The following is a 23,521-nucleotide window of genomic DNA, read 5'->3' as shown; positions in this document are numbered from 1 at the left end:
CTGAATCTGGTGACAAATATTAACGATAATTGTTTTTATTTCAATAGTGGCTTTGGTAGGGCTCTACAGGGGTTTTTATCAGTTCAAGGCGCCGCTTAAAATCTACGGCCGGCCAGGGCTGCGCCTGGGGAACAGGGAGTGCGGAGCGGTGGTGGAGCGAGGCGGTGAATTCGTAGTGGTGGGTGCTCCATAACAATTTACCGCCCTGCCGGCTGGTCGTGAGGATTAAACACTTCCGAACAAGGCGGTGTGGCGGACCCGGCTGTTGCCGACCTCCACTTGTGTCTGTTGTCAATTCTCGGTCATCCCATCTGTGACTGTAGGTAGTTTTCCAGCCCGACCTTATCGATCAAGCCCAGTTGTTTTTCCAGCCAGTACGCATGGTCTTGTTCTGTATCGGCCAGCATCTGTTCGAGGATGGCCCTGCTCTGGTAATCCTTTTGATCCTCGCAGAGCTTGATGGCGCTTTTCAGGGCCTTGTCGACATCGTATTCGAGTTGCAGGTCGTTTTTGAGCATCTGCGGAACATCTTTTCCTACCTTCAGCCCGGCGCGCTGGGTCATGTCCGGTGTGCCTTCGAGAAACAGAATGCGTTCGATCAGCGCCGCCGCATGGCCTTTTTCATCATCGAATTCGTGATCGATACGTTCATACAGCTTGTTCAAGCCCCAGTCCTGATACATGCGGGAATGGATAAAATACTGATCCATGGCCGTTAACTCTCCGGCCAGCAGTTCGTTCAGGGTGCCGATGACTTTCTTGTTGCCTTTCATGTCCAAGTCTCCCTATATCTGTGCCTGCAGGTAGTTTTCGATGCCGACGTCCCGTATCAGTCCCTGCTGGGTTTCCAGCCAGTCGACATACTCTTCCTCGTCTTCAAGAATATCTTCCAGCATTTCCCGGCTGACGTAGTCCCCCTTGGACTCGCAGTAGCCGATGGCTTCGCGCAGCAGGCCCAGTTGTTCCATTTCCAGGGCCAGATCGCACTGCAGCATCTCTTCGGCATGCTCGCCAATCTTCAGCAAGTCGAGTTTCTGGAGGTTCGGCAAGCCCTCGAGGAAGAGCACCCGCTCGATCACCGCATCCGCCTGTTTCATATCCTTGATCGATTTCTTGTATTCTTTTTCATCCAGCTCTTTCAGCCCCCAGTTTTTGAACATACGGGCATGGAGAAAATACTGGTTGATGGAGGTTAGCTCTGCCGTCAGGACCTGGTTCAGATACTCGATGATCTTTTTGTCGCCTTTCATGGAAAGCCTCTCGTGGCAATCGGGGTGAGGGTGTGGTTCTGTCGCAACTCAAAGCCTAGGCGGGAAATCGGAAGATCTCCATCGGATGACGGGGCCGTACGGAAAACACTGGGATGGCACCCTCAAGCCTTGGCGTCCACGAAACAAGAAAAAAGTTCCCTTGCATATTGCAATAGCAAGCCAAATGCCAAATAATACCCAAACAAAAACTATTCTCATTTAATTTAAGGTTTCTTCTCTATGCCAAGGAACAGCGCGCCTTTATTCCCCTTCCTTCATCGTCGCCTCCTTGATGCCCTCATCGATCGGGCTCTGTTGCCCGGCCGTACCTGTATGCCGGAAGGTTTTTTGACGTTCTGACCCATCGCAAAGGACGGGCGGAAGAGGAGGAAGGTCGCTCTTCGCCTGCCCATGGATATCGGCCTTCGGCACAGAGTAAGGATTTATGAGCAAGATGCACAAGGTGTTGGCGATGATGGTGGTGGCCCCGCTGGCGGCGGAAGCCCAGGCCCAGGCGGCGCAGTCCTACGAACTGGATACGGTGGTGGTCAGTGCCACCCGACAGGGGATGGAGGCGAGTGAGCTGGCCCATGCGGTGACGGTGATCGACCGCGAACAACTGGCCACCCAGCTGCAAACCGCCCGCAACCTGGGGGAAGTGCTGGCGAAGACGGTGCCGGGCATGGCACCGGCCAGTCAGACCCTGACCAACTTCAACCAGACCCTGCGCGGACGCAACCTGTTGGTGCTGATCGACGGCATTCCGCAGAATACCAGCCGCAACGTCAGCCGCGATCTGATGAACATCGATCCCGCCAATATCGAGCGCATCGAGGTACTGCGCGGCGGCAGCGCCGTCTACGGCAGCGGCGCCGCCGGTGGCGTGGTCAATATCATCACCCGGCGCAACAAGAACGAAGCCGTGACCAAAGTCGGGGTGCAGAGCTCCTTGTCCCGCGTAACGAGGGACGGCCTGGGCTATCGCGGCGAACAGTCCCTGGGCGGCGGCAACGACACTTTCGATTATGGCTTTAACGTCGCCTGGGAACGCCAGGGGGCGGCCTTCGACGGCGAGGGCTCTCGCATCGCCCCCGAGCCCAGCCAGGGCGACCTGTCGGATACCGACAGCCTCAGCCTGGCCGGCAAAGTCAGCTGGCACCTCGACGCCGGTACCCTGACCCTCTCCGCCAACCACTTCGATGCCGAGCAGGACACCGATTACGCCTCGGATCCGGCGGTCAATGCCTCCGCGCCGGGGGATGCCCGGGCCCGGGCCATCTCCGGGCTGCAACTGGACGAGCAGAACCGCACCCGCAACAGCTTCGTGAACCTGGCCTGGAATGCGGACCAGACCCCGCTGGGAGGGGTGGACGCCCAGCTCTACTACCGCGACTACCATGCCCGCTTCACTCCCTACGATGCGCGCCACCTCGCGGCCTGGGGGAATAACCTGGCGCAGACCTACCTGGACAGCGAAACCCTCGGCAGCCGCCTGACCATCAACTCGTCGCTGAACGACCAAACCCTGCTGCGCTGGGGGCTGGATCTGAGCCGGGAAAAATCGGAGATGCCGATGACCACCTTCGACGGCACGGCCTTCGACAACAGTGGCGGCCTGGTCTTCGTCGATACCGGGGACAAGGTGTTCATGCCATCGCTGACCCAGCGCACCGTCGGCGCCTTCGCCCAGCTGGAATACGACTTCAGCGAGCGTCTGCGGGGCGAAGCCGGTACCCGTTACGAATATGCCAAGGCGTCCTTCGACGATTTCACCACCCTGGGTGGCAACGCCATCGAGGGCGGCGACGTCAGCTTCGACGACGTCCTGTTCAATGCCGGCCTGCTGTACAGCCTGACCGACAGCATGGAACTCTACGGCAACTTCTCCCAGGGCTTCGAATTGCCGGATCTGGGCCTGCAACTGCGTATCGCTCCCGCCGGGTTCAATGTGAACGACTCCCAGCTCAAACCGGTCAAGAGCAACAACTACGAGCTGGGCTGGCGGGGGGACTGGGGCGATACCCAGGGCAGCCTGGCCCTGTTCTACAGCACCTCGGATCTGGGGCCCGTCGCGACGCAGAATTTTGCGTTCGTTCAACGCCGGGCCAAGGAACGGATCTACGGGGCGGAAGCGACCCTGGATCACCGGCTCAACGAACAGTGGCAACTGGGCGGCCTGCTGACCTGGATGGAAGGCGAAAGCTACAACGAGGCGGCGGGGGAGTGGAAGGCGCTCAACGGCTACCGTATCCCGCCGCTGCAGGTACGGGCCTATGTGGAGTACCGCCCCTATCATCAGTGGTTCCACCGACTGCAGGCCAACTACAGCGGTTCCCGGGACGACGCCTTCAAGGATCAGGTGGGCTTCGGCAGCCGCAAGGTCGACAGCTACACCACCCTGGATTACAGCACCCGTTATGACCTGGGCCGGCACGGCTTTAACCTGGGGGTGGAAAACCTGCTGAACAAGGATTACTACCAGGTTTATGGCCAGTTGCTGCGGGATAGCAATAACACCAGCCATATCCCCGCCAGCGGTGCGACCCTGAAGCTGGGTTACCAGTACCGGTGGTAAAACGGATTTTCCTGCCGCTGCTGGTGCTGCTGCACCTGCCGGCGTGGGGCGAAACGGCGGCCGGGTGCCGCCTTTTGTCCCATGCCATGGGGGAGAGTTGCGTACCGGAACAGCCCCGGCGGGTGGCGGTGCTGGATACCGGTGAGCTGGACATGGCCCTGGCGCTGGGGGTGACGCCCATCGCCGCCACCACCCCCTATCAGGTCGGGCAGTTTCCCGCCTACCTGGCGCTGGCTGCGGCGCCGGTGTCGTTGGGGGTGGTGCAGGAGCCGGATCTGGAACGCCTGATGCGGCTGCAGCCCGACTTGATCCTGGGCAGCCGATTGCGCCATGGCCGGCTGTATCCCCTGTTGTCCGGCGTGGCGCCCACCGTGTTCAGCGAGAGCGTCGGCGCCGGCTGGGCGGAGAATTTCCGTCTCTTCGCCCGGGCCCTCGATCGCGAGCCGGAGGCGGAACGGCGGCTCGCGGCCATCGATGCCCGCTGCCGGCGCATCGCCACCCTCCATGCCCGCAAGGGCCATCCCACCCTGTCGTTGGTACGCTCGATGCAGACCCATGTCCGGCTGTACCTGCGCGACTCCTTCGTCGGCAGCCTGCTGGTACGTTGCGGGCTGGACCGCCCCGCGTCCCAGGCGGGCGGCGGCTTCGCCCGGCAACTGGCATCGCCGCGTCATATCGACGCCCTGGATGGCGACATCATACTGCTGAGCGAGTACGCCCCCGGGAAAGGTTCCCTGATCCGGCGCTGGCAGGATTCCGCCTTCTGGTCGCGGCTCGACGGGCGGCTCTACGAGGTAGATGACGGCTACTGGATGCTGGGCATAGGACCGCTGGCGGCGGAAAGGATATTGATGGATCTGGAGCGGATTATCGATGACTACCCACCCCGTTAGCCAGTGGCGGCGCTGGCTGCCGCTGGCCGTGTTGCTGCTGTTGCCGTTGGCCTTGCTGAGCGGCGAAGAGGGGCTGGGAGGGCCCGTATGGCGCTGGCTGCTGGGCGAGATGGCCCCCATCGATTACCTGGTGTTCACCGAGTTGCGGTTGCCCCGGCTGCTGGCGGCCTTGCTGATCGGCGCGGCCCTGGGCACCGCCGGTTGCCTGCTGCAGCGGTTGACTCATAACCCCCTGGCCAGCCCCGGCCTGCTCGGGCTGAACCAGGGTGCGGCCCTGGGACTGGTGTGCCTGCTGATCTCTCCCTTGCCCTTTACCCTGTGGCATGCCGGCCTGGCGGCCCTGGGTGGAGCCGCCCTGGCCATGGCGCTGGTGTTCGGCGTGGTCAGGTTGGCCACCGGCCGACTGGCGGCCGACAGCCTGCTGCTGTTCGGTGCCCTGCTCAGCACCCTGCTCGGCAGCCTGGGGACCATACTGCTGCTGCTGGATCAGCATGCGCTGGACGTGATCCGTTTCTGGCTGGCAGGCTCCCTGGCGCTGGTGGTGCCGGCCCAGCTTCCTGCCCTGGCCGCCGTGGTCTTTCCCGCCCTGCTGCTGGCGCTGCTGTGCGGCCGGCCGCTGGAGATACTGGAAACCGGGGGCGACACCGCCCGCAGCCTGGGGCTGAACCCCGTGTTGGTGCTGCTGGCGGTGTCGGCCATCGTGCTGCTGCTGACGGCGGCCTCGGTGGCGGTGAGTGGCCCCATCCTGTTCGTGGGCCTGGTGGTGCCCCACATGGCCCGTTTCTGGCTGGGCGATCGGCTGCACCGGCAACTGCTCGGCGGCATGGTGCTGGGGGCCGGCCTGCTGGCGGCGGCGGATGCCCTGGTGCTGGCCGTCGACGAGCAGGACCGGCTGCCGCCGGGCATGGCGCTGGCCCTGTTGGGGGTGCCCTGGTTTATGTGGCAGGTGAGGCGGAGGTACTTCGAGCGATGACACGCCATCTGAGCCGGTACGGTTATCTGTGGCTGCTGCCGCCGGTGCTGGCCTGGTGCCTGTTCAACGGCAGCGTCGACACCCTGTCGCTGCTGCTGGTGCCGGAGCATCGCAGCCTGATGCTGCAACTGATCGGCGAGCTGCGCCTGCCGCGGGTGCTGACCGCGGCACTGGTCGGGGCCGGACTCGGGCTGGCGGGGCTGCTGCTACAGACTCTGTCCCGCAACCCGCTGGCCGATCCGGGCATCATCGGCATCAACCAGGGAGCGGCGCTGGCGGTGGTGCTGGCGTTGCTGCTGGTGCCCGGTCTTCCCCCCCAGTGGTTGCCGTTGCTCGGGCTACTGGGCGGACTGGCCAGCATGGCCCTGCTGTGGTGGCTGAGCCGAGGCACGGCGGCCGTGGCCCTGATCCTGATGGGAATAGGTCTGAGCAGCCTGCTGAGTGCCCTGATCGGCTGCCTTCTGATCCTGGCCGACAGCCAGCAGATCGCCATGGTGATGACCTGGCTGGCAGGCAGCTTTGCCGGCAGCCATGGCGAGTTGGCGCTCACCACCCTCGGCTGGGCGGCCCTGCTGCTGCCCGCCGGCTGGCTGCTGTGTCGGCAACTGGCGCCGCTGCTGCTCGATCCCCTGAGCAGCCGCATGCTGGGGACCCCGGTCGCCCGGCTGGAAAGCCTGTGCCTGCTGCTGGCCTGCGCCCTGAGCGCCATGGCGGTGGCGGCGGCCGGTACCCTCGGCTTCGTCGGCCTGCTGGCGCCCCACCTCGCCCGGGCCCTGCATCCGCCCCAGCCCGGCAAGCTGGCGCTACCGGTGATGGGCTACGGCGCCCTGCTGACCCTGTTGGCCGACTGGCTCGGCCGCAGCCTGTTTGCGCCGGTTCAATTACCGGCCGGCTTGATGCTGGCCCTGCTGGGGGTGCCGGTATTTGTGCTGTTGCTGCTCTGGCAACAACGTTTGCGAGGAAGATAAGTGATGAACGAGGATGCCATCCGGGCCGAGGGCCTGAGCGTCGGCTACCGTGGCCAGCCGCTGATCGAGCGGCAGAACGTGGCGATACCGGCGGGCCGCATCACGGTGCTGCTGGGGGCCAACGGCTGCGGCAAGTCGACCCTGCTCAAGACCCTGGCCGGCTTGCAGCCTTGCCAGGCAGGGCGCATCCGGATAGGGCGGGAGGAGCTCGCCGCCATTCCGGGGCGCCGGTTGGCCCGCCGTCTGGCGTTCCTGCCCCAGCATCCTGCCGCGCCCGATACCCTGACCGTGGCGGAACTGGTGATGATGGGCCGTTATCCCTACCGCCGTCCCCTGTTGCCGCCGGCCCCGGCGGACCATGGGGCGGTGGCCGAGGCGCTGCGGCAGACGGACATGGCGCCCCTGGCTGAGCGCCGCCTTTCCGCCCTGTCCGGCGGGCAGCGGCAACGGGCCTGGCTGGCCATGGTGCTGGCCCAGCAGACCGGGATCCTGATGCTGGACGAGCCGACCAGCTACCTGGATCTCAGCCACCAGTACGAGCTGCTCAACCTGCTCCGGCGGATGAACCGGGAGCAGGGCAAGACCCTGGTGCTGGTGCTGCATGATCTGAACCAGGCCTTCGAGTTCGCCGACCATCTCATCTACATGAAGCAGGGCAGGCTGGTCGCCGAAGGCTCGCCGGAACAGACCGCCACCCCTGAACTGGTCGACACCATCTTCGGCCTGCACTGCGACATCCAGCCCCATCCCCAGGCCGGCTGCCCGCTGCTGATCCCCCTGGCCGGATGCCGCTAGCCGCTAGCCGCGCCGAAAGCGGCAAGGAAACGGCGGGGGCAGCGGACATTCTCCTCTCACCGGCAGGCAACCCGATGCACCGGGTTGCCTGTTTTTCCTGCATTCAGCTCTGTAGCAGGCTCAGGGAAATATTGCAGGTCGGCAGGGGGCCGTAAAAGACATGCCTGGTGCTCTTGGGGGGAAACAAGCGACCCTGGAGGGAAAACTCCCGTACTATCCATGGGGTGACCTGCATCGTTGGATGGGTACTGATAAAATCCACCTCGCTGTAATCCAGCAACAGGCAGGGAATACGCTTCAACTGCAGGCGTAATGCCGCCGTTCTCCGGTGATGCCCATCCATGATGGAAAGGCTGTCCTTGTCCAGGGTTACGGGTATCCGCCAGATTTTTTCGTCCGCTATTTTGTCGACCAGCCAGTCGACCTGCTCGGTATAGACCTCCTCGTTGGGCCGGATGGCATCGATATCGACCAGGGTTATCGGTTTTGCACACAGCATGATCAGTGCTCCTCGGTAAAAAACAGTTGCCCGCCCTGATGGTAAATACGCGTGGGGTGCGGGTGGCTCAGGAAGTCGTGATGCGAGATATGCCAGCCATAAGCCCCTGCCTGTTCGAACAGGACAAGGTCCGCCACACGCAGTTGTTCGACCTCTACCTGCTGGGCAAGCACATCCTTGGGAGTGCAGAGTTCCCCGCACAGGGTGATGTTCTGCCGCGTTACGCCGGGACGGGGGCAGGGCCATGGCCATGACTCCGTCGGCAAGACCTGGAAGGGGTGGTTGTGTTGCCAGGAGGAGGGCAGACGGAACTGGTGGCTGCCACCGCGAAGAATGGCGAAATGTTCATTGTGGCTGCGCTTGATGTCCGTCACTTCGGTCACGTAGCAACCGCATGTCGCACTGACGAAACGTCCGCATTCCATTGCCAGGCTGAAGGTGATGCCGCCGCTCTCCAGCAGTCTTGCCAGTCCGCGGCAGTAATACGGCCAGTCGAACTGACGGCCAGCGGGGGCGTAGTCGATGCCGATGCCGCCACCGATATTGAGGACTTCTACCGGCAGGCCATAGCGCCGCTGCCAGGACTGGGTGAGCTCGATATAGCGGCGGACCAGCACCAGATGGCTATGGGCATCCAGGTTGTTGGATATCGAATGGAAATGAAAGCCGACACAGCGGATGTTTGAATAGGGGCCCAAGCTGTCCAGGATTTCCTCGATCTCATGCTGATCGATGCCGAACTGGGTCGGCTTGCCGGCCATCTGCAGGGTGGCGTCGGGCAGGGTGAAGCGGGGGTTGACCCGCAGCAGCACCTTCACCGTTTTGGCCGCCCTGGCGGCCAGGGTATTCAACCGGACCAACTGGAGGCGGCTCTCGATATGGTAGAGCTCGACATCCGCGGCCAGGGCGCCCTCCAGTTCCGGCTCTGTCTTGCCCGGACCGCCGAAGGCGATGGGGCTGGCGGGCGCAGCGCGGCGGGCCTTGCGCACCTCTCCCAGCGAGGCGACTTCAAAACCATGGATGTGCGGGGCCAGGGTCTTCAGCACCGGTATGTCGGAGTTGGCCTTGATGGCGTAGTAGAAGCGGACATTTTCTGGCAGTTCGCCGACGATCGATTCTATTCGCTGCTCGAGGTGATCGAGGTCGTAATAATAGGCGCAGGCCGGCGAGTCCTGCCCCGCCAGATAGCGCCGGAGCGGTTCGATGGAAAAAGGCAGGGTCATGATATTTCCTTGTGGGTTTGGAGATGAGCCTGGTGAGCCCGGCGCATGATGCCCCTGTCGTCACCGAGCACAAACATGGAGACACCTTGCCGACGCCAGTGCCGGATGGCTTGCGGGTCGCGCGGCAAGGCACAGAATACCTTGCCGGCCGACCGGGTGATGGCATACATCCGCTCGATGGCCGCGCGCACCTCGGGGTGTTGGGTTTGCCAGTGCAGCCCCAGGGACTGGGACAGATCCGCCGCCCCTTCCAGGACGACGTCGACGCCGTCGACCCCGGCGATGGCAGCAAGATGGTCGAGCCCTTGCCGGCTTTCGATCATCACCACCACCAGGGTGTCGGCTGCCGCATCCAGGGTATATGCCGCCAGGTCGTCGGCGCCGTAACGGCTGGCCCTGGTCGAGTTCAGCCCCCTCTGCCCTCGCGGGGCATAGTGGCAGAGCTCGACGGCCTTCCTTGCCTGGTCGGCATCCTCGACGCGGGCAAAGACGATGCCCGCCGCCCCGGCATCGAGCAGGGGCACCACCAGGTGCGGTGCCCGGGGCGGCACCCGCAGCAGGACGTCCAGGCGCTGCGCCCGTGCCGCCAGTATCATCGTTTCCACCTGCTCGGGGCTGATCAGGGTGTGTTCCAGATCGATGATGACAAAGTCGTACCCCGCCACTGCAAGTTGCTCCAATGCGACGGCAGAGGGGATGGAGCAAAACAGGCCGAAACATGCTTCACCGGCAAGAATGCGGGTCTTGAGGGAACTAGTGGCCATGATGGTGTTCCTCCCTGCATAGCGGATTGGCGACCGGCATCACCCGCAGCCTGACTTCCGGCAGGAAACGGCGGCTGGCCAGTTGCTCGACATCGATACTGTCGGCAAAGAAGTCGAACAGCCGGAAACGCGGGGCGAGATCAGGGTGGCTCGATTGGTATTGCCGTACGACACGCCTTGCCAGGGCCCAGAACTCCTGCTCTGCAAAGTGGTAGTGATGCGCCAGAAACCAGGCCAGTTCGGCAAGGTTGACAAAGCACAGGGCGTCCTGGGTAAAGTCCCGTAACTCGTTGGCGTCGTCCGTTTCCAGAAACGAATTCGGGTTCACCCGGGCGTGGGCCTGTGGCGCGTCGGTGAGCGCGGGAAGTTGGGCGGCATCGCGGAGCAATGATTTGCTGTAACGCACGCCGTCATGGAAATCCTTCAGCGCCACCCTGACAGGCATGCCCTGCTCATGCACCAGCAGCATATTCTGGGCATGGGACTCCAGCGCGGTGCCGTGATACCAGAGCATGTGCATGACCGGCAGATAAACACGTTCGAGCAGGGCGGTCAGCCAGGTGTCGATGCCGTATTGCCGGACCCAGGGATCGATAAGCGGTCGCCGGTCGATGTCGAGCTGAACCAGGGCGGTCACCGGGGTGGCCGACTGCCGCTCCGACAGATGGCGGTAGATGCTTTCACGCCAGATGCAGGCGAGAGCGCCATACTGCTTCTGCAGCGGGGCGGGGGGCGTGACGCCGATGCCGGCGATCTCGCGCAGTATAATGGGTTTGCTGTCCTCCGGCAGGCGGTCGTCGGTCTGCACCAGCTGCCACAGCCAGTCGCTGATCCTGGCGGCATTGCTGACGGTATGGGGAGCGAGCACCCGGGATGTGGATGTATTCAGCAGGCTCATGGCCAGTTTCAGCGAGGGGGCACCCAGGTCGCTGATGTCGGACAGGGTCCGGATGGACTGCTGTGGCAGGTAGTCCGGGCCGGTGACATCCAGCTTGATGATCCTGGCCCGGGTGAGCATGTCCTGGTAAAAAACCTGGATGACCTTGCGCCACTGCCAGGGATGAACGGCAAGCAGTACCATGTCTTCCGGTTTGTTGCCCGCGGCGCGGATCTGGCGGTGAATGGCACCGTGTTCCTCGCACGAGAAATGCTGGCGGTACAGGGCCTCCAGGCTGGTGGACCGGCTGACTCCCAGATGGGCCAGTGCTCTGTCGACGGCCAGCCAGACAAGGGGGAAGCCGGCCGACAGCTCCGGGCCGTACAGTTTGTTTTCATCCAGATCGAAACCCACCCGGGACTTGAAGCTGGGGTGGTACAGGTGGCCGTTGTTGATGCGCGCCTCCTGCTCGAAATAAGGCAGCTCGCGCAGGGGCGTGACGGTGCTGTGCTGCAGTGTCTGGGCATGCTTGACCAGGGTCTCCGTGAGTTCCTGGTGGAATTGCTGCCAGCGTTCGGCATCGGCCTCCACTATCCGGCCGATATCTTCCATGAGTTGTTTGAGTGACACCGGGCCGGCCTGCCCGGATTCCCACCGCTGTACGGAGTCCGGCCGGATCCGGATCCGAGCGAAGCTGGCGCTGGCCCTGGCCTGGCACCGGTAGCTCAGGGTCGCCGACACGGGAATGAGCAACTCGTCCTGTTCATGCCGGCAGGGGAGGGCCTGCTCGTACAACAGGGCTTCGAGCAGCTGATAGACGACGCGCTGCTCCGCCTGCCGGTAGGCGGTGGCATCATCCGTCTCGGCCAAGGGGGTGAGGCCACGATAACGATAGGCACGGAGGGGGTTGGGAATATTGACCCAGGCGGGGGTTTCCCCGGTGCCGTTAAAGGTGCTCAGCATATTGGCTTTTGCCGGCAGAGACCGGGCCTGCAGCAATTCCCGGACGTAGCTTTGGGCCCGGCCATCGAGGTTCGCGTCGGCCAGTGCCTGCCCGGTCGTCTGCCAGAGCCGGGCTTCACTGACCGGAAACGCCCTGGCCAGGGCGCCGATCAGGTGGGCGATGTGGTTGACCACGAGATAGTACTTGAAGCGGAACCAGGCTTCGTCGGCGGAGTACCACACCGAGCTTTCCGGGCCGACGGCGGTGCAGCGTGGCGCCAGCATGGAATTGCTGGCGACGCTCACCCCCTCCATGTCGCGTACCACGAGCTGGACGGGGGTGCCCTGGCGAAACCGCATCAGGCTGTTCTGCAGGTGGGCTTCGAGGCTGATCCCGGTGGTGGCAAACAACTTCAGGGCCGGCAGCAGCGAGACGTTTGTATATTGGCGCCACCAGTCGGCAACGAATGCAGCGGTGATATCGTTACCGGCCATCTCGGCAGCTTGTCGCACATAATGAGCAAGCGGCAGCGCTCCGGTTATCGGGCACTCTTCCACCAGGCTTCCCAGGATCCGGGTCTGCTTGAGTTCCTCGTCTTCCAGGCCAGCCCGATAAATGATACCGAAAGCGGCCTCCAGCCCCGCCAGCTCCAGAGTCTGGGCGGCCAACTCGGGCAACAGGCGCAGGGTGTCGTCGGTTTCCTCCGCTGCCAGCTGGTTCAGCAGGCGGCTGGCGTCGATCGCCCGGATCATTTGCTCAGGTGGATTGTTGCGGATGAAGTTGGTGATGCGTACATCCAGGGAAAGCTTGAGGAACAGCTTGCTTTCCGGCATCCATACGGTACGAACCGAAGAGGTTGGCCAGGCCACTTGCCCCAATGGACCGAGCGAAATAATTCGCTCTTGTCCGAGCTGCTGACGAACCTCGGGTTGATCCAGCAGGAAATTGGCCTGCCAGGGATGGCAGGGAATCAGCCGGTACTGTCCGACCCTTGTTCCCAGCAGTCTCTCTGCATCCTGGCGCGCCGCCGGATCGAGCAACTGGGAAGCATCGGCACCGCTGGACAGGGTTCGTACCAGCTCCGGCACCACGGCGAAGTAGTGGAGCTTGAACGAAGCGCCCAGTTCGGGGTTGTAGCGTTTCATGTCTTCTTCCGAAAAACCCATGCTGGCTTTCGAGGTCACGTGGAAGGGATGCCCGAGCAGCATGCCTTGTTCCGCGGCGGTAAAATCTTCGGTTACCGACAACACTGCAGCCTTTTTTTTTCGGACATCCAGGAAAAAACCGGACTTTTCGACGCTATTGCACATTTTTTCGTACAAGGCGGCTGCACTCTGTTGGTGCTCTGCCCCTTGACCTGCGTTCAAGGACAGTTGCGCGCAGATCAGCCTCAGCAAGGGCCGGATCTCGTCCAGCTTCTCGGTCATATCGGCTCCGTTTTGCTGCAGCACGAAGGTAGAGCCATAGCGATGATAACCGGTCAGGGAAAGGTGGCTGATGGTGCCGTACAGGACCTTGTTTGACGCGGTAAAGTGATAGGCAAAGCCAAGGTCCCCATCGCTTATCTCCAGTTGTTCGGCATGAGGGTTGTCCTGGTATGAAACCAGGTGCTGATGGATGTCGAGGCCGGTCTCTCTGAAGAAGGTGTTCAGGTACTGTTCGACGAGTTTGTTGTGCCAACGACTGTCGATTGTTGACGTCATAATTTGGTTGCCTCTGTACAGGTTGAATAGGTGAAGTGTTTGTTGGTGATCAGCAGGAGGCTGGCGGCAAGGAAAAGGCCGGCGCTGACCGCCATGGCGCCACTGGCTTGAAAGAGCGGATAGACGGCCGCCACGGCGAGTGGGCCTATCAGTTGCCCTGCGACCAGTATGCTGTTGGCGGTTCCAATCGCCTGCCCCTGGTGACCGGCGTTGACCTGGTTGCTGATGACATAAATGACCGCCTGGGTGAGGGCGGCCAGGCAGAAGCCCTGTATCAGCCGAAGGAAGGCGAGCAGCCATAAACTGTCCGCATACAGCATGGCCAGGATGGCCCCGCCGCATCCGGCCGATGCCATAATAAAGCTGTCCCGGGCTTCGCCCCGGTCGTTACGTTTCCCCCAGTAGCTTCCGGCCAGGAAAGTCGCGGCCCAGGCCAAAGCATGGAGTACCCCGGTGGTGGTTGCGGGGGGAAAGAGCAGGTTGCCGAGCTCGCTGACATAAAGAGCAAAGCAGGTGACCAGGGCAAAGGCTCCACCCTGTGCCAGCGCCCCTGCCGCCAGCCATGAAAGGGTGCGCCACTGGTAGAACCAGCGTTTGAGTAACGGCGGCTCCGGTTTGTCTTGATGGCGGGAATGGGCCGAGATGTCATGAAGGCAAAGCGCGGCGGCAACGAGGGCGATGCAGGTCATGGCCGCGGTCATATTGAGCAAGGACTCCATTCCCCAGCGGTCCATGAACAGCCCTCCGAGCAGGGGGCCGCTCAGGCAGGCCAGTGCCACGGCGCTTTGTAATCGCCCCAGCAGCATGCCCTTGCCGGAGGGCTCCGCCATATGAGCGGTATAGGCGGTGATGACGAGGGAAATACCGCAGAAGCCAAGCAGCAGCCGGGCGGCAAGAAACTGGGCCAGGGTGCCGGCGAAGGACATCAGCAGCAACGACACGCAGAACCCGCCCAATGCCAGGAACAGGATGGGGCGATATCCCCAGCGGTCGGCCAGGCGTCCGAGCAAGGGAGCCGACAGAATGCCGCCGATGGCGGGAGCGGCCAGGGCGATACTGGACCAGATCATGGTGGCATTCGTGTCGCCCGCCAGCTTTTCCAGATACAACGGCATGACCGGGATCAGGACCATGACCCCGAATGTCGCCAGAAACTGGCAGCACAAGAGGACATAGATAACGCTAGGATGCTTCATGCACTCGTTCTGCCGTCAGGGGCCGGGGTGTCGGGAGCGGTAGCAGGGGGTTGCGGATACTTCCCATGCCGCTTGGCATGCCTGTCGAAGCGCCGTGCTGCGTTAGCAAGGGGCCGAGCACCTGCTTGAAGGGCCAAACCCTGGCGTTCAACAGACTGTCGGACAAGATGCGACCGAGTTCCTTGTCCTGAAGTGCTGCCGCGTAGTCTTCGAGACAGGTCCGGACCCAGCGCCAGAAATCTGCTTCGGTACGGGTACTGTGCCGGAGTACGGCCAAGGCGATAGGGTACAGATTGACCTGCAGGCCCAGTGTCGTGAAGTAGGCAAGCAGCTCCTCCATGGATGTCAGCACCAGAGAATTGGGTGTCGTCCAATCGATCTGATAATCCGGCCGCGGTAATCCCAGCTGTGTGAGCCGGGCGGGGCAGACCCTCAGGGTGTCATGGTCCCGGAGTACAAAGCCGTGTAACTGACTGTGTCGATAGCGTGCAAGCACGTTCTGGCCATGACATTCCGGCATCACGCCGTAACACCACAGGTCCAGGAAGGTGTTGATAAAACAGCGGCTCAGGTCCTTGACGGCTTGCCAGGGGGAGGTATCTCCACCCAGGAGCCGCGGCCAGATCGATTCATGCGGATAACTCAACGCCGACATGGCGAGCAGGCGGGTTGAAGAGGCATCGTCGAGCGGTGGCAGAAAACGGATCTGACAACCCAGGAGGCCCGGATTCTTGACCAGGGGTTGCTCCCGTCCGGCAACCCACCAGTGATGCTCGTCGCATAGGGTGATGGCCGATGCCAGGGCACTGTCCCGCTCCAGGATCTGCGTCAACAGGTGGCAGGCCTCATCGCCATTGATCAGGTAGCGGGGCGGCATGGAACGGATCGCCCCCAGGGTACTTGCGCTGGTGGAAAGCTTGATATGCATCCCTTCATTTCTCACACTCGTCAGGGTGCGCAGGGAGGAAGTGGGGGAGCCGGTCGCGGTGGTGAAGATCAGATCCACGGCGCCGAAGGTATTGCTTTCCGACAACAAGAGCCGATGCTGGGTGGGAAGCAGGGGCAAGGCGACGTAACCGGGCGCCAGGTGCAGAAGGCGGACACTCAGCGCCGCCTGCTCCTCTTCAGTCAGCAGCAGCTCGGCCGGCGGCCGGGACTGTTTGCTCAACAGGCTGCCGGGAGGCAGAGCCCACCAGTGAAGCCGTGGCGCATCGGTGACCAGTTGGGCGAGCGCGCCTTTCGCGTGGGCAAAGGGATGGAAGGGGCGATCGGCCATCATGGCGAAGCATTCGCTGGCCGCCAGGGGCGACGTGGCGATATCGTGGGCCGATTGAAGCAGGTTGGGCAGGTACTCGAGAAAATCGAAGCATTCCTGCCACCATTGCACCGCCCGTTCCCGGCCCGCTTCGGGCCACCAGGACGCCTGCACCAGATAGGACATGACTTCCCGGGCGGGGATTCGGCATCGCGTACCCTGCCTTTCGTCTTGCAGGCGGACATCGTCATCCTGTACCCGATAGGGCCTTAGCCCCTCTTGCATCCGGCAAGAGAAGCCAAGGCTAATCGCGTCGTTGAGCCGGACGGACAGCACTGCGCCGGAAAAGAGCAGGCTGTCGCAAAAGCCGTCGAGGTTCTCCATGTAAAGCGCGTCGACAAGCTTTTGCAGTTGGTCCGTATAGAGTTGCCTTAACATAAGCGCTTCCTAGAACAGTGGCAGTTCGGTACCCGCGTTTTTGCTTTCTGCTGCCTGATAGAACCAACGGGCGCAGACAATGTCATCGATGGCCATGCCCATGGGGTTGAGCAGTATGATTTCATCATTGCTGTGCCGGCCCTGCACCTTCCCGAGGACGATCTCGCCCAACTCGGCATGCAGCTGTTCACGGCTGAACAAGCCCTCTTCAACCAGCTGGTTGATCACCTTTTTCTCGCGATTGGATTGATCCCAGTCGTCGACGATGACTTTGTCCGCTTTCAGGAAGACATCCCGCTCTATATCCATGATCGAAATATTGGAAATAAAGCAGCCTTTTTTTATCCAGTCGAAGGGGATATAGGGTTTGTCGGAAACGGTACAGGTCACCAGTACATCGGCTTGTTCCACCGCGGAACGGGCCGAGTCGTGAATGATAAAACCGACTCCCGGGTATTTGGCGGCAAACTGGCTGATCAGGTTATCGGCGGCGGCCTTATTGATATCGTACAAATGGACGGTGTTAATCTGCTCGTATTGTTCGAGCAGTGTTTTCACCTGCATCTGCGCTATGGGCCCGCATCCGATGATGGAGATATCGGAGAAACCGCTTCTGGCCAGATATTTGGTCGCCACCCCGGTAATGGCGGCGGTACGCATGGCGCTGATAAGGCTGCCCTCCATGATCGCCACGGGGTAATTTGTTTGCGCGTCATTCAAAATAATGAGGGCGCTGGCTCGTGGCAGATTGAAGCGGCTGGGGTTATGTTGTCTGGAGCCGATCCACTTTATGCCTGCTATCGGATTATTCCCTCCCAAGTAGCAAGGCATGGCGATGATACGATCGGCAATATGGTCGGCACCCGGCCAGCGTAAATAGGGTTTTAACGGCTGAATAAAATGTCCCCCGGCATGAAGCCTCAATCCTTCCTCAATCGCTTCGATAAAGGCGTTGCTGTGGTTTGCGCCCAGGCCGAGCAGATCCGACTGGCCGAGGTAGCGGAGTTTGACTTGATGGCTCATGAATATGTTTCCTTTGTATTAAGCGATCTTTCTTTGGAGAGGAGGGGTGTTATCAAAATGACGCTGTCTGACCATATCGAACCAGTCTTGGTCATAGACCAGGTCGAGGTAGCGTTCACCACGGTCCGGCAGCAGTGTCAGGACGCACTTGCCGTCGGGGATGTCGGGCAGCAGTTTACCGATGGCGGAAACCGACGAGCCGCTGGATCCGCCGGCGAGGATCCCTTCTTTTTCAAGAAGTTCTCTACATCCCAAGGCTGATTCGTAATCATCAACGTAGATGACGCTGTCCACTTCTTCGGGAGAGAGCAACTCGGGGATGCGGCTTGCTCCTATGCCCGGTATTTCTCTGGGAGAGGGTTTACCGCCAAACAGGACAGAGCCTACAATGTCGACGGCGATGACTTTCATGGCTGGGAAGTTTTCCCTGAGGCGGCGGGATACACCCATCAATGTTCCGGATGTGCTCGCCCCTATCACCAGATAGTCAATATCCCGGTCCGTCTGCCTTAGAATTTCATCCGCTTCCCCATGATAGTGACTGCGCCAGTTGTCGGGGTTGGCATATTGATTTATCCAAACCGAATTGGGGATTGACAGTAGAAGCTGTTTGACTGTGTTTATCCGGGTAAGCAGATAGCCATCGTTCTGGTCTTTTTCTGTTACAGAGACGATATTGGCGCCATACAGCCTGAGCATTTTCATATTGGTAGGCGATATCTTGGGGTCCACCACGGCGGTGAAGGGCAATCCTTTTAACTTGCAGGTCATGGCGAGGGCGATAGCCAGATTGCCGGAGGAGCTTTCGATGATATGGCTGCCGCTGCTGATGGTGCCGGCCTGAATACCGGCTTCGAGCATATATTTGGCCGGTCTGTCTTTGATACTGCCGCCGGGATTCATCATTTCCATTTTTGCCAGAACGGTGACCCCCTCCCGAGGGAAAAGTCGTGACAGACTGACAAGCGGAGTATTACCTACACAATCCGTAATGTTTTTGCAGATCATCGTTGAGCCTCCTGAAAAGTGGCTTCTATACTACATAAATGATAATCACTATCAACATCATTTTTATTGTGGTTTTGGGGTTGCTATTGGAGAGATGGCGGTGTGGCTTATTGCCTTAGGCGGTATTTAGGGAAGAAGTCAGAATGGATGGGAGCAATCATTGATGACGATGATATCGCTGCTTTGAGTTTAAAACTCTGCCGAGAGAGGCCGGACACAAGCAGGCCACATGCCGCCTTGCCGGGCAGTCATGTGGCCTGCAATGAATTGCCGGCGCTCAGCCTGCGTGCCAGCCGCCGCCGAGGGCCTTGAACAGGTTGAGGGCGCCGTCCAGCCGGTTCTGCCGCAGGCTGGCCAGTTGCTCTTCGGCACCGAACAGGGTGCGCTGGGCATCGAGCAGGGCCAGCAGCTCGTCGGCCCCTTCCCGGTAGCGGGCCTCGACCAGGCGCAGGCTTTCCCGGGCCTCCTCGACGATCAACTGCTGCTGGGCTTCCTGGTCCCGGTACAGGGCGGCGTTGCCGAGGGCGTCTTCCACTTCCTTCAGGGCGGTGAGGGCGGCCTTGCGGTAGTTTTCGGCCAGCTCCCGCCGGCGGGACTCGGTCAGCCTCACCTGGGCGCGCAGCCGGCCACCGTCGAACAGCACCTGGCCGAGCGAGGCCCCCAGGCTCAGGGTGCGGCTGGGATCCGCCAGCGACAGCAGGGCGTCGGTAGCCAGGCCACCGCTGCCGGTAAGCTGCACCGAGGGCAGCAGGGCGGCGCGGGCCGCCGCCAGGTTGGCATCGGCCGCCAGCAGCGCGGCCTCGGCGCTGGCCAGGTCGGGGCGGCGGCTCAGCAGCTCCGACGGCAGGCCGGGGCCAACCGCCGGGATGGATAGTGCCATCAGCGAGCCGGACTCCGTCTCGAACGACTGGGGCGTGTGACCCAGCAGTATGGCCAGGGCTGAGCGGGTCTGGCGAGCCTGCTCCCGCAACGGCAGCAGGGTTGCCTCCTGGCCCAGCACCACGGTGCGCTGGCGGCGCAGGTCGCTCAGGGCCGCGGCGCCGTAGCGGTACTTGGCGTCCACTATGGCCAGGTTGTCCCGGGCCAGCTCCAGGTTGCGCTCGTTGATGCGGATGCGTTCCTCGGTGGCGAGCAACTGGAACCAGGCGCTGGCCACGGCGGCGGTGAGGGTCAGGCGGGCGCTCTCGAAGTCGTGGCGGCTGGCGTCGAGGTTGGCGTCGGCGGCCAGTCGTTCGGCCCGGTTCTTGCCCCAGAGATCCAACTCGTAGCCCAGGTTCAGCCCCAGGCTGCTGCGTTCACCCACGGCTCCGGGATCGGACCAGCTGCGGTTGCTGCTGCCGCTGGCGCCGAGGCTGGGAAAGAGCGAGGCACCGCTGGCGGTGAGCTGGGCCTCGGCCTGGGCAATGCGTTCGGCGGCGATGCGCAGCTCCGGCGCTCCGGGCAGGGCCTGCTCGACCAGGGCGTCCAGGGCGGGCGAGCCGAAGCCCTGCCACCACTGGCGGTCCAGTTCGGCGGTGCCCTCGGTGGGGCTCAGCCATTGCCCGGCCAGGGGCAGTGCCGGCGGCGCGCCGCCTTCGGGCAAGGCGCAGCCGGTCAGGCTCAGCAGCAACAGCAGGGACAGGGGACGTAAGGATAAAGCGGTCATTGTTACTCCGAAGCCAGGGCAATAACAGGGTCCAGCCGGGCCGCCTTGCGTGCCGGCAGCCAGCCGAACACCAGGCCGGTGACGAAGGCGCAACCGAAGGCGAGCAGCACCGGTGCCAGGGAGAAATACACGGGGATCTCGAAGCGAGCCAGTAGGGCAGCGGCGCCCAGCCCCAGCACCACGCCGATGGCGCCGCCCAGGGCGGAGACCACCAGCGCCTCGGTGAGGAACTGCTGCAGGATGTGGCGGGTGCGGGCGCCGGTGGCCATACGGATGCCGATCTCCCGGGTGCGCTCGGTCACGCTCACCAGCATGATGTTCATCACCCCGATGCCGCCCACCAGCAACGAGATGGCGGCGATGGAGCCGAGCAGCCAGGTGAAGGTCTGGGTGGTGGCGGAGACGGTGTCGATGATGGAGGACATGTTGCGGATCTGAAAGTCCTCCACCCCGTGGCGGGCCAGCAGCAGCCGGTGGATCTCGGTCTCGGTGTCGTTGATGCGGCCGACCTGGTCCACCGATACCGTGATGGTGCGCAGGAATTGCTGGCCGAACAGCCGCAGGCCGCCGGTGGTGTAGGGCACGAACACCACGTCGTCCTGATCCTGGCCCCAGGGCGAGGCGCCCTTGGGCGCCATCACCCCTATCACCTGGAACAGGATGTTGTTGACCATGACGTACTGGCCCAGAGGGTCCGTATCCGGGAAGAGGGCGTCCACCACCGACTGGCCCAGCACCGCCACGGTGGCGTAGCTCTGCTCGTCGTCCTCGGTGAAGAAGGTGCCGGCGCTCAGGGCCCATTGGCGGGCCCGGGGAAAGTCGGCGGAGGTGGCGTTGATCTCGGGGCTGTGGTCCTGGTTGCCGAAGCGCAGGGTGGCGGAGCCGCCGATCTCCGGCACCGCCGCCGCCACGTTGGCCAGGTCCTTGATCGCCTCCATGTCCGCCGCCACCAGGGTGGAGGTAGCGCGCCGGCCCCACTGGTTGGGGGCGCCGGGGCGCACCACCAGCAGGTTGCTGCCCATGGCGCTGATGCTCTGCACCACCTGCTGCTGGGAGCCGTTGCCGATGGCCAGCATGGTGATCACCGAGGCCACCCCGATGACGATGCCGAGCAGGGTGAGGGCGGCGCGGAACAGGTTGCTGCGCAGGGAGCGAAAGGCGGTGCGCACCGCTTCCAGCAGTTCGGCGACCAGCGAGCCGGCGGGGCGGGCGCGGGCAGGGATGGCATTGTCCTGCTGCGTTTGGGCCGGGCCCGGATCGGCGATGATGTGGCCGTCGCTGATTTCGATGATGCGGTCGGCCTGGGCCGCCACCTTGGGATCGTGGGTGATCAGGATCACGGTGTGGCCCTGGCGGGCCAGGTCGGTGAGCAGGGCCATCACCTCGGCACCGCTGTGGCTGTCCAGCGCACCGGTAGGCTCGTCGGCGAGAATGATGTCGCCGCCGTTCATCAGCGCGCGGGCGATGGACACCCGCTGTTGCTGACCGCCGGAGAGCTGGCTGGGCCGGTTGCCCAGGCGGTTTTCCAGCCCCAGGGTAGTGAGCAGTTGCTCCGCCTTTTCCCGTCGTTCGGCACGGGACAGCCCCGAGTAGAGGGCCGGTACTTCGACGTTCTCCCGGGCGCTCAGTCCCCCCAGCAGGTGGTAGCTCTGGAACACGAAGCCGAAGGTGTCCCGGCGCAGCCGTGCCAGTTCGTCGCCGCTCAGGCTGGCCACGTTCCGGTTCATCAGCCGGTACTCGCCGCCGCTGGGCTGGTCCAGGCAGCCGAGGATGTGCATCAGGGTCGACTTGCCCGAGCCGGAGCTGCCCATGATGGCGACGAACTCGCCGCTATGGATGACGAGATCGATGCCGTGCAGCACCCGGGTGACCAGCTCGCCGCTGCCGTACTGCTTGGTGACGCCCTTGAGTTCGATCAGTGGGGTACCCATCAGAAACGCATCCTCATGCCGCCGCCGGGGCGATTGTCCGCCGCGGCCGGCGCCACGTTCAGCACCACCTGGTCGCCCAGCGCCAGGCCGTCGCGGATTTCGGCCTGGATGCGGTTGTTCACGCCCACCTCGACCCGGCGGGTTTCAAGGCTTCCCGCCGCAGCGAGCACTTGCACCTCGGCCTGGCTGCGGTCGCGCCGATCCGGGAAGTTCAGGGCCGACATGGGCACCAGCAGCACGTCCTGGGCTTCGGCCAGTACGAAGAACACCTGGGTGGTCATCTGGGACATCAGCCGGCCCTGGGGATTGCCGATGTCGAACAGGGCGTTGTAGAGCACCACGTTGTTCTCCACCACCGGACTCGGCTCCACCCTGCGCAAGCTGCTGTACCAGCGCCGGTTGGGGTCGCCCAGGGTGGTGAAATACACCTTCATCCCGGGGCTCAACTTGCTCACGTCGGCCTCGGATACCTTGGCCTGCACCGTCATGGTGGCCAGGTCGGCGATGCGCATCAGGGTCGGCGTCTGCTGGGTGGCGTTGAGGGTCTGGCCCTGGCGCGCTTCTATGCTCACTACGGTGCCGTCCATGGGGGCGTAGATGCGGGCATAGTCCAGGTTGGCCTCGTCGGCGCGCAGGCTGGACTCGGTCTGGCTGATCTGGGCTTTCAGCGCCTCTATCTGCGCTTCGGCCGAGCGCAGGCCGGCCTCGGCGGTTTGCAGCGCCTCGCGCGAGGTGGCGTTTTCCGCCATCAGGTTCTGCTGGCGCCGGTACTGGAGTCGGGCCAGGATGAGCTGGGCTTCCCGGTCCTTGAGCTGGGCCTGCTGGTTACGCAACTGGGCGCGGCTGGCGTCCACCTGGGCCAGGTAGACGGTAGGGTCTATCTCCGCCAGCAGAGCGCCGGCCTCGACCTTGTCGCCCACTTCCACGTGGATCACCTTGAGCTGGCCCGAAACCTGGGCGCCCACGTCCACGTAGTCGCTGGGTTGCAGGGTGCCGGTGGCGGTAACCTGGTCGGTAAGCTCGCCCTGCTGCACCGCTACCGTGACCGGGGCCGAGGCGGCGGCGTCGCCGAACAGGCGGTCGGAGAAGACATAGGTACCGAGGGTGATAACCAGCAGGGGCAGGCCCAGCCAGAGAGAGGTGGTTTTCTTCATGTTTTGCGGATTCCGGGTGAACACCGGTGGTGTTGGACCATGGTTGATAGGTTCTGTTCGGCTATTCAAACGCTTAAATGTCACTAAAGTTTGTCAACGTTTCACAAAACCGGTTCATCGGCAAAGTTGCCGGCTTACGCTGCCGGTGCTGGCCGAAGAAGCCTTGGTTTCGACAGGGCGAGAACGCTTGTGTCCGAGTTTCGTCCATTGAGCCGATTTTCGCGATAAGAACTTGTCCCAGGCGAGAGCTTACACACTCTATTTTCTCAGTTTGGGTGGACTTCACCGGCATCACCGATGTTCCGGCGTTGGCGGTACAGATAGCCAAGAACGGGACATGGCTGCTTTTTGCCTCCCAGTCCACCGAAATGCTGGGGCAACGCGTCAGGGTTTATCATGGTTTTCTAA

At 62.6% G+C, this 23,521-nt stretch carries 18 protein-coding genes; 5 read left to right on the top strand and 13 right to left on the bottom strand.

The genetic code is table 11. From position 1 onward, the window contains the following. Window positions 1-302 precede the first annotated feature (302 nt). Both bfr (ACEVBK_RS17300) and bfr (ACEVBK_RS17295) read right to left on the bottom strand, forming a co-directional pair. Window positions 303-773 (bottom strand): bacterioferritin, encoded by a 471-nt coding sequence (gene bfr / locus ACEVBK_RS17300; RefSeq protein ID WP_375056141.1) that lies wholly within the window; start codon window positions 771-773, stop codon window positions 303-305. 12 nt (window positions 774-785) lie between these two features. Next, a complete protein-coding gene (gene bfr / locus ACEVBK_RS17295; RefSeq protein ID WP_375056140.1) occupies window positions 786-1,250 on the bottom strand; it encodes a bacterioferritin in 465 nt (154 codons plus the stop codon). 445 nt (window positions 1,251-1,695) lie between these two features. On the opposite strand from bfr (ACEVBK_RS17295), the gene ACEVBK_RS17290 reads away from it, so the two are divergent. From ACEVBK_RS17290 to ACEVBK_RS17270, 5 genes are read left to right on the top strand one after another with little or no spacing between them, the layout of a single operon-like run. Then, window positions 1,696-3,825, top strand: coding sequence for a TonB-dependent receptor (locus ACEVBK_RS17290; protein WP_375056139.1), 2,130 nt, complete (start codon window positions 1,696-1,698; stop codon window positions 3,823-3,825). Then, window positions 3,819-4,718: an ABC transporter substrate-binding protein gene (locus ACEVBK_RS17285; RefSeq protein ID WP_375056138.1), complete on the top strand. Its 900-nt coding sequence runs from the start codon at window positions 3,819-3,821 to the stop codon at window positions 4,716-4,718. Before ACEVBK_RS17290 ends, ACEVBK_RS17285 begins: the two co-directional genes overlap by 7 nt. Then, window positions 4,699-5,691, top strand: a complete 993-nt coding sequence (locus tag ACEVBK_RS17280; protein ID WP_375056137.1) for a FecCD family ABC transporter permease — start codon at window positions 4,699-4,701, stop codon at window positions 5,689-5,691. Before ACEVBK_RS17285 ends, ACEVBK_RS17280 begins: the two co-directional genes overlap by 20 nt. After that, the gene (locus ACEVBK_RS17275) at window positions 5,688-6,659 is read left to right on the top strand and encodes a FecCD family ABC transporter permease (RefSeq protein WP_375056136.1); all 972 of its coding nucleotides are present in this window, start codon (window positions 5,688-5,690) and stop codon (window positions 6,657-6,659) included. Before ACEVBK_RS17280 ends, ACEVBK_RS17275 begins: the two co-directional genes overlap by 4 nt. Before the next feature lie 3 nt (window positions 6,660-6,662). Next, window positions 6,663-7,454: an ABC transporter ATP-binding protein gene (locus tag ACEVBK_RS17270; protein ID WP_375056135.1), complete on the top strand. Its 792-nt coding sequence runs from the start codon at window positions 6,663-6,665 to the stop codon at window positions 7,452-7,454. Between the two features lie 103 nt (window positions 7,455-7,557). Here the strand turns inward: ACEVBK_RS17270 and ACEVBK_RS17265 are convergent, their stop codons facing one another. From ACEVBK_RS17265 to ACEVBK_RS17215, 11 genes are all read right to left on the bottom strand, one after another. Next, window positions 7,558-7,953, bottom strand: a complete 396-nt coding sequence (locus tag ACEVBK_RS17265) for a ParB N-terminal domain-containing protein (protein ID WP_375056134.1) — start codon at window positions 7,951-7,953, stop codon at window positions 7,558-7,560. A gap of 2 nt (window positions 7,954-7,955) precedes the next feature. Continuing rightward, the gene (locus tag ACEVBK_RS17260; RefSeq protein WP_375056133.1) at window positions 7,956-9,176 is read right to left on the bottom strand and encodes a type III PLP-dependent enzyme; all 1,221 of its coding nucleotides are present in this window, start codon (window positions 9,174-9,176) and stop codon (window positions 7,956-7,958) included. Then, window positions 9,173-9,940 (bottom strand): HpcH/HpaI aldolase/citrate lyase family protein, encoded by a 768-nt coding sequence (locus ACEVBK_RS17255; RefSeq protein WP_375056132.1) that lies wholly within the window; start codon window positions 9,938-9,940, stop codon window positions 9,173-9,175. The genes ACEVBK_RS17260 and ACEVBK_RS17255 overlap by 4 nt, the downstream gene beginning before the upstream one ends. After that, the gene (locus ACEVBK_RS17250; protein ID WP_375056131.1) at window positions 9,930-13,463 is read right to left on the bottom strand and encodes an IucA/IucC family protein; all 3,534 of its coding nucleotides are present in this window, start codon (window positions 13,461-13,463) and stop codon (window positions 9,930-9,932) included. The genes ACEVBK_RS17255 and ACEVBK_RS17250 overlap by 11 nt, the downstream gene beginning before the upstream one ends. Beyond that, complete coding sequence (locus ACEVBK_RS17245) at window positions 13,460-14,659, bottom strand: MFS transporter (protein ID WP_375056130.1); 1,200 nt, start codon at window positions 14,657-14,659, stop codon at window positions 13,460-13,462. Before ACEVBK_RS17245 ends, ACEVBK_RS17250 begins: the two co-directional genes overlap by 4 nt. Then, window positions 14,646-16,352, bottom strand: coding sequence for an IucA/IucC family protein (locus ACEVBK_RS17240; protein ID WP_375056129.1), 1,707 nt, complete (start codon window positions 16,350-16,352; stop codon window positions 14,646-14,648). The genes ACEVBK_RS17245 and ACEVBK_RS17240 overlap by 14 nt, the downstream gene beginning before the upstream one ends. A gap of 9 nt (window positions 16,353-16,361) precedes the next feature. After that, window positions 16,362-17,375, bottom strand: coding sequence for a 2,3-diaminopropionate biosynthesis protein SbnB (sbnB, locus tag ACEVBK_RS17235; RefSeq protein WP_375056128.1), 1,014 nt, complete (start codon window positions 17,373-17,375; stop codon window positions 16,362-16,364). An 18-nt stretch (window positions 17,376-17,393) separates the two neighbouring features. After that, window positions 17,394-18,383, bottom strand: a complete 990-nt coding sequence (gene sbnA / locus ACEVBK_RS17230; protein ID WP_375056127.1) for a 2,3-diaminopropionate biosynthesis protein SbnA — start codon at window positions 18,381-18,383, stop codon at window positions 17,394-17,396. Window positions 18,384-18,660: 277 nt separating this feature from the next. Beyond that, window positions 18,661-20,028 (bottom strand): efflux transporter outer membrane subunit, encoded by a 1,368-nt coding sequence (locus tag ACEVBK_RS17225; protein WP_375056126.1) that lies wholly within the window; start codon window positions 20,026-20,028, stop codon window positions 18,661-18,663. Window positions 20,029-20,030: 2 nt separating this feature from the next. Then, window positions 20,031-21,959, bottom strand: a complete 1,929-nt coding sequence (locus ACEVBK_RS17220; RefSeq protein WP_375056125.1) for a MacB family efflux pump subunit — start codon at window positions 21,957-21,959, stop codon at window positions 20,031-20,033. After that, complete coding sequence (locus ACEVBK_RS17215) at window positions 21,959-23,113, bottom strand: efflux RND transporter periplasmic adaptor subunit (RefSeq protein WP_375056124.1); 1,155 nt, start codon at window positions 23,111-23,113, stop codon at window positions 21,959-21,961. The genes ACEVBK_RS17220 and ACEVBK_RS17215 overlap by 1 nt, the downstream gene beginning before the upstream one ends. Between the last annotated feature and the right edge of the window lie 408 nt (window positions 23,114-23,521).

This window comes from Zobellella sp. DQSA1, from assembly GCF_041950555.1.
In the GTDB taxonomy this organism is placed as follows: Bacteria; Pseudomonadota; Gammaproteobacteria; order Enterobacterales; family Aeromonadaceae; genus Oceanimonas.
This window is presented reverse-complemented; position numbering and strand designations above follow the sequence as displayed.